Below are 12681 nucleotides of genomic sequence, written 5' to 3'. Positions count from 1 at the left end.
GCTCAGGGGCAGGAACGTTTCCGGAACCAAGTCGTCCGACCTGTTTTTTGCAGGGCAAACGCCGGGGGAGGACAAGCGACGGGCACACCCGGGGACGGGCGAGGTCGGTCTTGGGCGAGCTTGGTGTCAGGTGGGGTCGGTCTCAGGCGATGCTGGTCTCAAGCGAGGTCGGTCCAGGTGAGGTCGGCCTCAGGCGATCTGGGTCCGCAGGGCCGGGTCGGCAGCGGGTACGGCGGGCAGTACGGCCACGGCATCTGTGTCGATGTGCGGCACGGTCGGCAGTTCCGGCCACACCAGGGCCGCCGAGCCCCAGGTGAGTCCGGCGCCGAATGCGGTCAGCAACAGCCGCTCCCCCGCCCGGAGTTCACCCCGCGCGGCGGCGTCGGCCAGGGCCAACGGGATGGACGCGGCGCCGGTGTTGCCGACGCGCGCGATGTTGGTGACATGCCGTTCGCCGGGGAGCGGGATGCGGTCGCCGACGGCGGACAGGATGCGGGCGTTCGCCTGATGGGCGCAGAACCTGTCCACATCCTCGGCCGCCCAGTCCGCGCGCTTGAGCACGGTGTGGGCGGACTGGGTCATACGGGTCACCGCATGCTGGAACACCTCATGCCCCCGCATACGGAAGTAACGGTCGCCCGGCCCGAATTCACCGGGCCGGGAGCGCTCCTGCGCACCACCACCGGCCACCTGGATCAGCTGGTCACCCGAGCCATCACTGCCAAGATCCAGCGCCAGCACTCCGCCCAACTCCGCCCGCTCACCGCGCCGTAGCACCACCGCGGCGGCGCCGTCCCCGAACACGATTCCGGCGGAACGATCCTGCGGGTCGAGCAGCGTCGAGTACACCTCGGCCGCGACCAGCAGGACCCGGTCGGCACACCCCGAGGTCAGGGTGCCGAGGGCGGCGGCGAGGCCGTAGACGAAACCGCTGCACGCGGCGGAGACGTCCCACGCGGCGATCTCGCCGAGGCCGAGGCGGGTGGCCAGGCGGGGTGCCATGGCGGGCATCGGCCGGTCGGGGGTGGAGGTGGCGACGATCACGGCGTCGACGAGGGGTCGGCCGGCGACCGCGAGTGCCCGGCCTGCCGCTTCAACCGCGAGGTCGCCGGTGGTCACGCCCGGTGCCGCGCGGCGGCGTTCGCCGATGCCGGTGCGTCTGCGGACCCAGGCGTCGTCGACGTCCCACGCGGCGGGCAGGGCGTGGTTCGGCACGGCGTCCGGGGGGACGAAACCGGCGATGCCCTCGAGGACGGCCGTCTGCGGCGTTCTCAAGAGCGGGGCTGCGCTGGGCAGTCGGAAGGTCACACACGCCTCGATGGGGAAGTGATCTTGGACGAGCGTGCACGACTGTAGATCGGATCAAGATCGGGGCGGGGGCGTGACGCGATTCGAACACGTGAGCAGTTCGGGCCCGTTTTCGACAAAAGCGCAGCTCAGGGAGCGAAGTGAGGAAACGTTACGTCTGTTATGTCGCTCCTAGATCACCCGAATGGGGCGGTTGGAGGCGGCCGTTCGACGCACAACCGCCCCCGGTGTCATGTCAGTTCGGGGCGGACGGGCGAACCCGGCGCGCTGCGGAGTGAGTTCAGGGCGTGAGCTGCTGCTGCCCTATGACGGAGAGGAGTTCGAGCTTGCCCTGGCTCTCCGTGCCGGGGCGGGCGATCATGACCACCAGGGTCTGCGCGCGGTTCTCGGTGAACAGGACCTGGGCGTCCACGTCGATTCGGCCGAGGGCGGGATGGAGGATCGTCTTGCTCTCGCCGTAGCGCTGGGCGACCTCCTCGCGGCGCAGCCCCCGCGTACGCCGACGAGGGGGTCGCTCGTCTCCAGGCCACCTGGGTGGACCTGGTCCGCCGGGTGACCCACGACGGAACCGAGCCGACGGCGACTGTGAGAATGGGGCCATGAGCATCGTCAAGATCAACGTACTCACCGTTCCCGAGGAGCAGCGCGAGACGCTGGAGAAGCGGTTCGCGAACCGGGCCGGGACGGTGGACGGTTCGGACGGTTTCGAGTGGTTCGAGCTGCTCCGGCCCGTCGAGGGCACCGACACCTACCTCGTCTACACGCGCTGGCGCGCCGAGGAGGACTTCCAGAACTGGATGTCCGGGATGGGGCAGGCCGCGCACCGGGGAGCGCCTCAGGAGGGCGGCGCGCAGGGTTCCCCGCAGGGTGAGCGGCCGAGGCCTGCCGCGACGGACTCGACGCTGTGGACGTTCGAGGTGGTGCAGCAGGCGGGGCCCAAGGAGAGCTAGACGAGTAGTAACCGGCGAGGCAGCCGCCGCCCGCCAAGACGCTCGCCAGTCCCTTCGTGGGTTCTTCCACCGCCAGACTTCTGACTACGACTTGCTCTCCCGAAAGGCCCCTGGCCTCGGGCTGAACCGTCCTCGGTGCAAGTGGTGAATCGGGAGTGCAGCTCGTTCGTTCGTGGAACAGTCAGTGGCTGGCCCGAATCATCACGGTAAGGACTGGCGAGGCCGGTGACGGCTGACTCTGCCCAATGTCCTCGTATCCCCACGACTCGTAGAGCGCGTGGACTTTTCCGTCCCCAGCCGCCGAGTTGACCATGAGCGTGACGTACGGCTCCTCGCGTGCGGTGAGGAAGGCGTCATGGATACGACGGGCCGTGCCGGTCTTCCGCCAGGCCGGCCGAACGCCGATCTCCTTCAGGGCCACAGCAGGACACTCGGTGTACTTCTCCGCCGGCGCCGGACTGGTGCGCTGCCAGTACCGGTCGCCGTGCTCGATGGTGTTGCCGTAGGCGTAGCCGACCGGATGCCCGTCCGCGTACCCGAGGACGGTTACGAACCCCGGCTCGGTGCCGTGTCGGTCCAGGCGTTCGCCGAATGCGGTGACCGCGTAGTTCGGCAGGTGCAGGAACGGGGCGCGCACACCAGCCCGCACGTCGAGGAGATCGCGCGGGAGGGTGTCGAGGGTGGTGAACGTGCGCTGCTTGATGAGGGGCGCCCTGGTTATGCGGTGGTCCTCCAGGTTGCGGTGTGCTCGGCCCAGGCCTTTGCGGTGGAGTTGCCCGGCGCGGTGGTGCGCAGCGCAGCCCCGAACTGTTGCAGTGTGCGTCCCACCCGGGCGTGCTGGGCAGCAATGTCGGAGGGGACCTTCATCGCCGTGGCGACGGCTGGTTCGATATCGCCTTGCCCAAGTTGGGCGGCAGCGAGCCGGGCGGTGTTGATGGCACGGTCACGCCGCATCTGGGGGTGGAGCAGGGCCAGGCTTCGGTGGGCATGCGTTTCGGCCTGTTCGAAGTTCCCGAGGCGGAAGTGCGCGGCGAGAGCCAGCGTTTCGAGCTCTGCTCCGTTGCGGACCGCAGTCATCCATACCGGTCGAGCGAGATCCGGATCGGCGCGTTCGAGTGCGTCCTGAGCACAACCAAGGGCATGCCGGACGGCAGCGGTGTCGCCGGTGAGGCCGAGGGTGGCAGCCTGGCGGGCATGCCCCAGGCAAGCGAACAGGGGGTCACGGCGCGTGATGTGCAGATTGCGGGCGACGTCGTTGGAGGCAAGGGCGTCGGCGGGTCGGCCCATGTGCCGGTACAGGGTTCCCGCGTGACTCCAGATGCGGAACTTGATCGCCTGATCGCCGGACATTTCAGCGAGCGACTGGGCCTCACGCATGTGCGCCTTCGCGAGGTCGTAGCGTCGGCCGTCGATGGCGGCCCACATTGCCGAGGAACGGAACGCCGCCGCGGAGGCGTAGAGGCTGCTGCGTACACGCTGGGTTGCACTGCCGACGTTCTGGAGGTGCAGCGCCTCGTCGGCTAGCGCGGCGGCCCGCTGCTCGATGCCGAGTTGCCCACCGTGGCGCTGGTCGCTGGCGATGATCTCGGCGAAGCGCTTGTTCAGGCGGTTGACGTCGCCCATGCCGATGCGACGAGGGGAGGCGGTGCCGGGCGCGGCTGCCGCTGCGGCAGCCGCCGCGATGCCGCCGACGAGGGTGCGGCGCTTCATGTCGGTGTCCTCCTGCTGCGGTGGGGCTGGGGTGGGCCGAGCCCGGCCCCCTGGCACGAACCCCAGAGCGACGGTGGGCAGACCGCTGACGTCCTCAAGTGCCTTACGGGTAGCCGACTTTGGCCACTTGACCCGGCCCGCCTTCCAGGCCCGGACCGATGATCCGTCGAGGCCGCCGGGTCTCCCGGTCAGTCGCTCTAAAGCCCTGTTCACCGTGTCGGCAAGGCTGTTGGAGCTGTAGCCGTGTTCGGCCATCCACGCCTCCAGGGCGGTGTTGCGCGTGGTGTCCATGTCCGCACGGTAGCTCTCACGAACCCGCACCCGCCAGGTAAACGGCAGGTCAAATCGCCCTAGGCGGCTGCGCCGGGAGACTGGCTGATCGCCCTAACCAACCCACCGTAGACGGGAGTTGTCTGGTTGCTGGCTGCCCGTCACCCATGTGCGGGCGGCTGTTGACCGGCCCGGGCCGCCCCTGACACCTGCTGAGGGGGCAAGCCGGGCGCCGAGACAACACGAAGGCCCCACGCCCAATGACGAGTCTCAGTACGTCAGTTCAGGCCGCCCCCACCGGCCACCCCGCCTACAGCCAGACCTTCCCCTGCGAGCCGTCCACGGCCGAGATCGGCCGCAAGCTCGTTCGGGACGCTCTCGGCGTATGGCACCTCGACAACCTCGCCGACCGTGCCGCGCTGATCATCTCGGAACTGATCGCGAACGCCGTCAGGCACACCTCGTGCCACTCGATCCGCCTGATGGTCGGGCGGCCGAGCGCGGAACGGATACGGGTCGGGGTGGTGGACCGGGCACCTTCGCGCCTGCCGGTTCTTGGTCCGCCTGATGACGACGACGAGTCAGGGCGTGGCCTGTTCCTCATCGACGCCGTCGCCGACCGCTGGGGCTATGACCTGCGCGGCTCGGGCAGACGCCCGTGGGGCAAAGAGGTCTGGGCCGAACTCCTCATCGAGGGCGACGAGTGAGCACCGCGGCCACGTTGACCCAGCCTCTCCCGGACACCGCACACCTCAGGCCCCGCCAGCAGATGGCCATGGACTGTGCCTTCTGCGCCAGGCGGTTGGGCGCCAGCGGCCGGGTGCTGGGCGACGTGTGCCACCGAGGCTTCCTGTTCCGGCTCTGGGTCTGCACACCCGACTGCCAGGCGGTGTCATCCTCACCACCCTCCGTGGGTGGATGCGCTCCCTGGGCCTGGTCAAGCTCACCGTCAGCGGGGACAGCGCGAGCGGCTGGTTCAGCGAGGACGACCCGAGCTTCATGATCGCCCGCCAGCAGGACGCGCCGGAGAGCCTCGGCGTGATCCCGGGGCCCGACGACGGAACGAAGCGGAAAGCCACGTACGGGCCAGACGTTCTTACGACCTCCGGCCCGGCCTTCATGGCACAACTCGCGGCGCCGGACGCCCGGTTCTTCTCCTTGCCGGACGACGGCGGTCCGGCCGCCACGTTCGTGCTGGACAGCGTCACCGATTCCTTCGCCGTCCTCACTGCCACGGACAACGGCTGGCAGGTCCGCCAGGGCGGCCCGCGCCATCTCTGGGACGCGGTCGAGTCGGCGGTCGCCATCTGGGAGAAATACGGCTCACCGAACCGCGCCGAGTTCGGCGTCACGGTCTCCCACGACGAACAGGTGGTCTGGCTCGGCAACCCGAACGGCCCCCAGTGGCCGCTACCCTCCTGAGACAGCCACCACCGACGCGAGGAACGCCAGGATGGACGACGAACCGCTGAAGGACTGGGCGGAACGCCGTGACGCGAAGATCGGTCGGTTTCGGACCGTGCCCGGCGAGCAACGCGCCACCGGCCTGCTGACCCGCACCGCGCGCGTTCGCCGAACTCTGACCGACCAGCGCTTCCGCCGAACGCCCCTCGCCAATGAGATCGGCGACCGCCTGGAGCACTTCAGCCGACTGGCCGCCCAACACCAACTCGGCGCGAGAGCAGGAGCATTGGCCGCCATGGAGGGATAAGGCGATTCAGGAATCGGAGGCCAGGGCAGCGAGGATCCTGGCCTCCTTCCCTGCGGCCAACCCGTGCTCCGCCCAGCGGGGATGATCTACGGGGCGGCCATCGGCGTGCAGCCAGGCCCAGGTGTCCGCGACCGTCTCGATCAGCGGGCGGCACCGAAGCCCGGCCGCCACCGCCCGACCGGCGTCCACCGACCACACGCCCGTGTGGGTACGCCACAGGGGCAGCTCGGTCCACTGCCGGACCCCATGCTCGACGAGCACGTCCGGCTCCACCCACACCGGGCGGCCGTCCGTCTCGGTGACGGCGAGGCAGGCGAGTAGGAAGTCACCGAAACTGATCCCCTCGGGGTGGGCCACATTGAAGGCACCCGCGGAGGACTCGGCTGCCTGGTCCACGGCGAAGGCCGCGACGTCACGCACGTCGACCGGCTGGATACGCCGGTCGGCCGGAGCCGGCGCCAGAACTGATCCGCCACGGGCGGCCCGGCTCAACCACCAAGGCAGCCGCCCCACGTACTCACCGGGGCCGAGGATGACCCCGGGCCGAAGGAACACCGCCCGCTCGCCGAAGGCTTCGGTGACGGCCCGCTCCCCGCCGGCCTTCTGGAATCCGTACTTGGTGGGCGAACCGTCCGCACCGGTGTAGCCGAAGGACGCGTCCGCGTCCGAAGGGCACTCCAGCACCTCGGACGCTTCGGTCAACGTCTGGTGCGGCCACCCCGCGTACACCGACACCGTCGAGACATGCACCCACCGGGATGCCGCATCACGCAGGGCCTGCGCGGCCAGCCGCACGTCACGTGGCGGAAGCTCGGAACTGGACGTGTCGATCACGGCGTCCCAAGGCCCCTGTGCAGCAAGCCGGTTGAGGTCTGCCTCTTCGGTGCGGTCGCCGTGGAGTGCGCGGACCCCAGGCACGTCCTGCCCGGACCGGCCGCGGTTGAACGTCGTCACATCCCAGTCGCGCTGAAGAGCTTCCTCCACGATGCTCTTGCCCAGGAACCACGTACCGCCCATGACCAGAATCCTCATGGTCAAGATCCTGCCCTCCTCCCGGAGTCAAGAGAAGAGGCTCCGCCCGGCGGTGGGAGGGAACCCCATGGCCCCTGCGTCCGCCGACCCGACACAAAGAACACTCGTCTACGACTGCTCGTGCACAGCCGTCCCCAACTCCCGCAGCACCACCGCCAAGTCGTCCGGCGCCGCCGCGAGCCTCACCAGCCGCCCCCCGTCGTCCAGTTCGGCGACATGCCACCCGCTGGGCACGGTGTCGCCGTCCTCGCCGCGCACCCGTCGTACCGTCCGGACGGTGAGCCGTTCCGCCGGGATCCGGTGTGCCGCGAAGCGGCCCGGGCCCGGGGTCACCGCGGGCGGGCCGTCGCCGAGGGCGATGTGGGTGCCGAAGCCGTGCGGGTTGTAGTCGGTGTGCTCCAGGAAGCGGGCCGACAGGAACACCTCCCCGTCCAACTCGGGGAGTTCCGCGGGCACTTCGGCCGGTCGGGGTGCGCGGACGCGGGTGGCCCGCCAGGCCCGGCCGAAGAGCGCGGCCGTACCGAGTGTGCCCGCCGCCGCCCACGCGATCGTCGGGGCGGAGGCGAACAGGGTCGTGGGGTGGAAGTAGCACAGGGGCAGCAGCCACACGGCCGTACCGGCGAGGACGAGCGTGAACGGCAGGGCGGAGGGCAGGACTTCGTCGCCGGGGAGGCGGCGGCCGCGCAGGCTCACCAGCAGCCGGGCGCCGGAGTAGCCCGCGGCGAGGACGGCGAGGGCCGCGATGGCGGCCAGGTCTCCGGCGGACTGGACATGCTCGCGCCAGACGTACCGCGGTCCGGTGATCGCCATCAGGTCGTTGCGCCAGAAGGTCAGTCGGACCTTGTCCCCGGCGTGAAAACCGTCGGCCGCCTCGCGCGAGACCATGGTGCGCTCGAAGGGCCGGTTGTCGGCGAAGTACACCCAGCCGATCTTCTTGGACCGGTTGGAGTCGGTCCGCGCGATCACCGCCGGCACGTAGGTCAGACACTCCCCGAGCTCCGCGTCGGGCGTCGCGGCGGTGCACGGGACGGCCGCCGCCCACGCCCGCTGGTCCGCCGCGACGCCCGACACGGGCACCGCCAGCACGGCCGCCCCGATGAGCAGCGTCACGCACCAGCCCGCCGCCGCGACCGGGAAGCGCCCGGCCGTACGGTCCGAGATGACGCGGACGCTCGCCGAAGCCGACTCCGGGACGTCGGTTCCGTAGCGGTGGTGCAGCGCGCGGAGGGCGTCCAACTGGTCGTGGAAGTCCAGGATTTTGGCGGACGAGCTCGTCGGCAGCGGCAGGGTCCGTCTGCGTCCGTTCCGCAGCAGCACGCTGACGCGACGGCTCTGGGCGCCCCGCGAATGGCTCTTCAGCCATAGCTGGAGATCGGCGACCTCGTGCCACGGCACGCTCCAGCGGCGCAGCAGCGTCCGGGACCGCAGACCGTACGCGTCGGCGTCCACCCGGGCGGTGACCAGGTGGAGCGCCACGAGACCGACGAAGGCGAGCGCCGCGCCGGGGACCAGCAGCCACAGCGCGTCCGGTCCGCGGTACACCGTCCACACCACCGCGGCGACCACCCCCGCCGCCGCGAACGCGACGCAGAACCACAGGGCGCGGGGCGAGCGGGGACGGCAGATCACTTCGGGGACGTCGGTCATGGTCCGAACTCTGCCTCGGCCGGCGCGGCAGGCGCTTGTGCGATCTCCGGCAGTGTTCCGGCAGGCCAGGCTGCTCAGAGGAGGCAAGGAGGGGAACTGAAGAGGGCCCGAGGAGGGCGAGAAGTGGGGGAGGAGTGGGGAGGCATAGGGAAGGAGTAGGGGAGAAGTGGGCGAGAAATGGGTGAGAAAAGAGTGGCGCGCGGGATGTTTGAACCGCCGTGAAGCGGTGAGGCGAGCCGAATGCGTGCTTCTCCCAACGCCTCCGCCGAGCCCCCCGGCGCCACCCAGGCCCACGGTCACACCGGACCGTCCCCCAGCCCCACCGCCCCCACGGCGGAGCCCACCGCGTCGGAGCGCACCCCCGGAAAGCAACGCGACCCCTTCTTCGACAACGCCAAATACCTGGCGATCGTGCTGGTGGCGATCGGCCACTCCTGGGAGCCGCTGCGGTCGAGCAGCCGTAGCGTCACCGCGCTCTACACGCTTGTCTACGCCGTGCACATGCCGGCGTTCATCGTGATCTCCGGGTACTTCTCGCGGAGTTTCCGGGCGACCCCGCCGCAGATCAGGCGGCTGCTGGGGGGAGTTGTCGTGCCGTACGTCGTGTTCGAGACGGCGTACACGCTCTACACACGCTGGACCGACCACCAACCCGGCCGCGCCATCAGCCTGTTGGACCCGCTGTATCTGACGTGGTTCCTGGCGGCGCTGTTCGTCTGGCGGCTGACCACGCCGATCTGGAAGCACGTACGCCAACCGCTGCCCCTCGCGCTGGTCATCGCGATGCTGGCGACGCTCTCCCCCTCCATCGGCAACGACCTCGATCTGCAACGGGTGTTGCAGTTCCTGCCGTACTTCGTGCTCGGTCTGTGTCTGAAGCCGGAGCACTTCCAGCTCGTACGGCGGCCGGAGGTACGGCAGTTGGCGGTACCGGTGTTCGGGTGCGCGCTCGTCGTGGCGTACTGGTCGGTCCCGCGCTTCGACTACGCCTGGCTCTTCCACAACGGGAGCGCGGAGCAACTCGGCGTGCCCGCCTGGGAAGGGCCCCTGATGACGCTGGCCCTGTTCGCCTGCTCGACGCTGCTGGTCGCCTGCTTCCTCGCCTGGGTACCGCGCCGCCGCACCTGGTTCACCGCCCTGGGCGCGGGCACGCTCTACGGCTATCTGCTGCACGGGTTCGTCGCGCAGGGCGCCAAGTCCTGGGGCTGGTACGACACTTCGTGGATGCGGGGTCCGCTCGGCGAGATCACGGTGACCGTGGTCGCCGCCGTCGTCGTGACCGCGCTGTGCACCCCGCCGATCCGACGGCTCTTCCGCTTCGCCATGGAACCGGAGTTGCGGTGGGCGTTCCGTCGTGACGCGGACGAACTGGCCCGTACCCCTTACGACTCCTGACCACTCGTACCCCTTACGACTCCTGACGAAATGTGTTTCGCGAGTCAGCGGTGGTCGACGTAGGCGACGATCCCGCCGATGGTCAGGCCCAGCGCGCATCCGCGGCGGAAGGACTCGTGGCGCATGCCCGGGGTGTGCTGGGCGTCGGTCATCGCGTACAGTCCGCGAATCCCCAGTTCCACGCCGCACAGGCACACGACGTAGCCGTGACGCAGGGCGGCGGCTGTCCACTCGGGGTCGTGCGGGACCCAGGTCCGGGAGTAGATCTCGCCGTCGGGCGTCCGCAGTTCCAGCCGGGAGTAGGTGTATCCGTAGCTCTGCGCCAGTTTTGGCTGTTCATCGGGTATCTCGTGCAGCTCCCATCCGGGGATCGAGGGCAGTTCGCAGTAGACGTCGGGCGGTAGGCGCCTCATGCCGAACAGGATGGCGCCTTCGAGCTGCGGTTCCTCGGGTATCTCGTCGAGCGAGGCTCCCTTCGGCGCGACGTACCCGAAGTAGCCCACGCCCACGGCATGCCTGAACTCGAAGAGAGCAGTGGGCATGCGGGGTGTCTGTGCGGGATGGATGGTGATTGTGCCTTCCGCGGTCTCCAGGCCCCCCAGCACGCACTCGAGCTGCAGCGCGGGGTCGTCGCAGAACAGGATCCGCCCGAGGTCGTCGACCTGTTCGAACTGATACGAGCTCATCTCCTGCAGCCCTCCGGTTGGTTGCCGTTCCACGTCCGCGAAGCAGACGACTCAGTGTTGAACCAGCATATTGAAGGATCGTTCAACAATCCATACGTTGGAACGCGCGCACCACCAGGCCCGACCAGGCCAAGCCCAGCACTTTTGTCAGGTGTCCTTAGTGAGGGTTGGAGTGAATCTGCGGGCCAGTTCATGAATTCGCGCTGAATCACGGCTGACACTTCACCGGGATACGGCACCCGTGCGAAAGGACGCACAACCAAGGACGCGGAGGGACGGTCAGACGCTGTGCCGGAATCCGGATCCACCGGTTTCCGTCACCTCGATTTCCCCCAACTCCCCTTATTTTCCACGGAGGTTGTGCGATGTCCTCTCGTTCTTCCCGTCGCCGTACGACGCGTTCCGCTTCGGCGCTGACGCTCGCTCTCGGCACCGCGCTGATCGCCCCGCTGTTCCTCGCCGGGACGGCGGGCGCGGCCACGGCGCCGGCCACCGCCGGGCTCAACTCCGGTGGCCAGGAGGTCATTTACACGGCCGCCGCGGGCCAGGCCAACAAGGTGGTCGTCACCGCGACGCACGTGACCGGCACCGAGAAGATCACGTACGTCATCGACGACGTGGTCACCGTCAAGGCGGGCACGGGCTGTTCGTACCCCAGCGCCTCGGACCACACCAAGGTCAGCTGCACGGTCACCACCCTGGACAGTCAAGACCCGTACCCCACCCTGCAGTTGACGCTCGGCAACGGCAACGACACGCTCGCGTACCACAACAAGACCAACCAGACGTACAACTTCGCCTCGGTCGACCTGGGCGCCGGCAACGACAAGGCCACCGAGGACGGCAGCGTCGACGGCAACTACGTCTCGGGCGGCACCGGCAACGACACCCTCACCCTGGGCAAGTACTCGGTGGGCTGGGGCGACGACGGCAACGACACCCTCAAGGCCGCCGCCGGCACCATCGCCCAGGGCGGCAACGGCAACGACACCATCTCGACCACCGGCGACGCGGCCGACGGCGGGGCCGGCAACGACGTCATCACCGGTGGCGCGGGCGCCCAGAGCCTGACCGGCGGCACCGGAAACGACAGGATCCACGGCGGCGCCGGGAACGACTTCATCTACGGCGGCACGGGCAACGACGTCCTCTACGGCGATGCCGGCGCCGACACGATCTACGGCAACTCCGGCAACGACACGCTGTGGGGCGGCACGGGCACGGACACCCTGTCCGGCGGGCCGGGCCGCAACGTCGTCCACCAGAACTGACGCACGCCGACATCGGGGGACCGGCTCAGGGCGTGGTGTAGCCGACCACGACCCGGGCCGGGAAGCGGAACGCGCCGGGGACGAGCGTGGACTGCTCGACGGTGACGGCGACGCCGGTGCCGTTGGCGGCGGTGGAGTGATACGCCCAGGCGGCCTCGCGCAGCGACGAACCGCACAGGCCGTCCGGCAGCGCGAGCTCGTCGTCGTCGACCGCGGGCTCCCCGTACTTCTTGTCGAACAGTTCCTTCCCCTCCGGAACGATGCCCGCGCGGCGCAGGTAGTCCGCTACCAGCCCGCTCGTGAAGGTGACTTGAGCGCTGCCGTTGTGTGTGTAGTAGTGAACGTCGCGCGCGTCGGTGGGGATCGTCGCGCCCCCGGCGGTGATCACGCCCGGCAGCCTCAGGTCGCTCCCGGCGCACGCCCGGGCGTCCCCGAACGGATGCTCGTCCCGCAGCAGCCAGGCACTCCCGCCGCCCACCGCCGCGAGCACGACCACACCGATCCCCAGCCACACCGGCACCCGCCGCCGCCCGACCGCAGCACTCATCAACGCCCCCTCGTCATGGCGAGCGAGAGCCTCCCAAACAACGCGCGTACACGGCAACCCCGCATCCCCTCTCCCCAGATCCTCAACTCCTCTCCCCGAACCCTCAACTCCTCTCCCCAACCTCTTAACCCCTTTCCCACATGTCACAGCCATG

14 protein-coding genes are annotated in these 12681 nt (G+C 69.4%); 6 read left to right on the top strand and 8 right to left on the bottom strand.

What is annotated here, in order from left to right; all coding sequences use genetic code 11:
• Positions 1-189 precede the first annotated feature (189 nt).
• Complete coding sequence (locus tag SPR02S_RS02380) at positions 190-1308, bottom strand: beta-ketoacyl-ACP synthase III (RefSeq protein WP_019055330.1); 1119 nt, start codon at positions 1306-1308, stop codon at positions 190-192.
• Between the two features lie 280 nt (positions 1309-1588).
• Positions 1589-1909 (bottom strand): MmyB family transcriptional regulator, encoded by a 321-nt coding sequence (locus tag SPR02S_RS64640; RefSeq protein WP_245607477.1) that lies wholly within the window; start codon positions 1907-1909, stop codon positions 1589-1591.
• Between SPR02S_RS64640 and SPR02S_RS02370 the strand changes: the two genes are divergently transcribed.
• Complete coding sequence (locus SPR02S_RS02370) at positions 1908-2258, top strand: antibiotic biosynthesis monooxygenase family protein (RefSeq protein ID WP_019055328.1); 351 nt, start codon at positions 1908-1910, stop codon at positions 2256-2258. The genes SPR02S_RS64640 and SPR02S_RS02370 overlap by 2 nt on opposite strands.
• Positions 2259-2439: 181 nt before the next feature.
• Here SPR02S_RS02370 and SPR02S_RS02365 read toward each other — a convergent pair whose 3' ends face one another.
• Both SPR02S_RS02365 and SPR02S_RS02360 read right to left on the bottom strand, forming a co-directional pair.
• Entirely contained in the window at positions 2440-2979 is a 540-nt protein-coding gene (locus tag SPR02S_RS02365) for a GNAT family N-acetyltransferase (RefSeq protein WP_026150136.1), read from the bottom strand.
• The gene (locus SPR02S_RS02360; RefSeq protein ID WP_106436880.1) at positions 2976-4259 is read right to left on the bottom strand and encodes an NsdA family TPR-like regulatory protein; all 1284 of its coding nucleotides are present in this window, start codon (positions 4257-4259) and stop codon (positions 2976-2978) included. The genes SPR02S_RS02365 and SPR02S_RS02360 overlap by 4 nt, the downstream gene beginning before the upstream one ends.
• A gap of 239 nt (positions 4260-4498) precedes the next feature.
• On the opposite strand from SPR02S_RS02360, the gene SPR02S_RS02355 reads away from it, so the two are divergent.
• The 3 genes from SPR02S_RS02355 to SPR02S_RS02345 all read left to right on the top strand — a co-directional run bounded on the left by SPR02S_RS02355 (position 4499) and on the right by SPR02S_RS02345 (position 5949).
• Positions 4499-4945: an ATP-binding protein gene (locus SPR02S_RS02355; RefSeq protein WP_019055325.1), complete on the top strand. Its 447-nt coding sequence runs from the start codon at positions 4499-4501 to the stop codon at positions 4943-4945.
• A gap of 211 nt (positions 4946-5156) precedes the next feature.
• Positions 5157-5660, top strand: coding sequence for a methyltransferase domain-containing protein (locus SPR02S_RS54980; protein WP_019055324.1), 504 nt, complete (start codon positions 5157-5159; stop codon positions 5658-5660).
• Positions 5661-5691: 31 nt separating this feature from the next.
• Positions 5692-5949, top strand: a complete 258-nt coding sequence (locus tag SPR02S_RS02345; protein WP_019055323.1) for a hypothetical protein — start codon at positions 5692-5694, stop codon at positions 5947-5949.
• Positions 5950-5955: 6 nt separating this feature from the next.
• On the opposite strand, the gene SPR02S_RS02340 is transcribed toward SPR02S_RS02345, so the two are convergent.
• Positions 5956-6981: an NAD-dependent epimerase/dehydratase family protein gene (locus SPR02S_RS02340; protein ID WP_026150135.1), complete on the bottom strand. Its 1026-nt coding sequence runs from the start codon at positions 6979-6981 to the stop codon at positions 5956-5958.
• Positions 6982-7089: 108 nt separating this feature from the next.
• Positions 7090-8628, bottom strand: coding sequence for a hypothetical protein (locus SPR02S_RS02335; protein ID WP_019055321.1), 1539 nt, complete (start codon positions 8626-8628; stop codon positions 7090-7092).
• A gap of 240 nt (positions 8629-8868) precedes the next feature.
• Here SPR02S_RS02335 and SPR02S_RS02330 point away from each other — a divergent pair, with 240 nt between their 5' ends.
• Entirely contained in the window at positions 8869-10023 is a 1155-nt protein-coding gene (locus SPR02S_RS02330; protein ID WP_019055320.1) for an acyltransferase family protein, read from the top strand.
• Positions 10024-10067: 44 nt separating this feature from the next.
• Here SPR02S_RS02330 and SPR02S_RS02325 read toward each other — a convergent pair whose 3' ends face one another.
• Positions 10068-10709 carry a hypothetical protein gene (locus tag SPR02S_RS02325; protein ID WP_019055319.1) on the bottom strand — a complete coding sequence of 214 codons (642 nt, stop codon included), beginning with the start codon at positions 10707-10709 and terminating at the stop codon, positions 10068-10070.
• Positions 10710-11074: 365 nt separating this feature from the next.
• Between SPR02S_RS02325 and SPR02S_RS02320 the strand changes: the two genes are divergently transcribed.
• Positions 11075-11980, top strand: a complete 906-nt coding sequence (locus SPR02S_RS02320; RefSeq protein ID WP_019055318.1) for a calcium-binding protein — start codon at positions 11075-11077, stop codon at positions 11978-11980.
• 25 nt (positions 11981-12005) lie between these two features.
• Here SPR02S_RS02320 and SPR02S_RS02315 read toward each other — a convergent pair whose 3' ends face one another.
• Complete coding sequence (locus tag SPR02S_RS02315; RefSeq protein ID WP_245607476.1) at positions 12006-12527, bottom strand: hypothetical protein; 522 nt, start codon at positions 12525-12527, stop codon at positions 12006-12008.
• Between the last annotated feature and the right edge of the window lie 154 nt (positions 12528-12681).

This window comes from Streptomyces prunicolor NBRC 13075 (genome assembly GCF_000367365.1).
GTDB lineage: Bacteria > Actinomycetota > Actinomycetes > Streptomycetales > Streptomycetaceae > Streptomyces > Streptomyces prunicolor.
This window is presented reverse-complemented; position numbering and strand designations above follow the sequence as displayed.

Excerpts from the sequence above, each read along its gene's own strand:
- SPR02S_RS02370 (WP_019055328.1), top strand. The coding sequence starts at position 1,908 with ATGAGCATCGTCAAGATCAACGTACTCACCGTTCCCGAGGAGCAGCGC.
- SPR02S_RS64640 (WP_245607477.1), bottom strand. The coding sequence starts at position 1,909 with ATGGCCCCATTCTCACAGTCGCCGTCGGCTCGGTTCCGTCGTGGGTCA.
- SPR02S_RS02360 (WP_106436880.1), bottom strand. The coding sequence starts at position 4,259 with ATGGACACCACGCGCAACACCGCCCTGGAGGCGTGGATGGCCGAACAC.
- SPR02S_RS02355 (WP_019055325.1), top strand. The coding sequence starts at position 4,499 with ATGACGAGTCTCAGTACGTCAGTTCAGGCCGCCCCCACCGGCCACCCC.
- SPR02S_RS54980 (WP_019055324.1), top strand. The coding sequence starts at position 5,157 with ATGCGCTCCCTGGGCCTGGTCAAGCTCACCGTCAGCGGGGACAGCGCG.
- SPR02S_RS02345 (WP_019055323.1), top strand. The coding sequence starts at position 5,692 with ATGGACGACGAACCGCTGAAGGACTGGGCGGAACGCCGTGACGCGAAG.
- SPR02S_RS02340 (WP_026150135.1), bottom strand. The coding sequence starts at position 6,981 with ATGAGGATTCTGGTCATGGGCGGTACGTGGTTCCTGGGCAAGAGCATC.
- SPR02S_RS02335 (WP_019055321.1), bottom strand. The coding sequence starts at position 8,628 with ATGACCGACGTCCCCGAAGTGATCTGCCGTCCCCGCTCGCCCCGCGCC.
- SPR02S_RS02330 (WP_019055320.1), top strand. The coding sequence starts at position 8,869 with ATGCGTGCTTCTCCCAACGCCTCCGCCGAGCCCCCCGGCGCCACCCAG.
- SPR02S_RS02325 (WP_019055319.1), bottom strand. The coding sequence starts at position 10,709 with ATGAGCTCGTATCAGTTCGAACAGGTCGACGACCTCGGGCGGATCCTG.
- SPR02S_RS02320 (WP_019055318.1), top strand. The coding sequence starts at position 11,075 with ATGTCCTCTCGTTCTTCCCGTCGCCGTACGACGCGTTCCGCTTCGGCG.
- SPR02S_RS02315 (WP_245607476.1), bottom strand. The coding sequence starts at position 12,527 with ATGAGTGCTGCGGTCGGGCGGCGGCGGGTGCCGGTGTGGCTGGGGATC.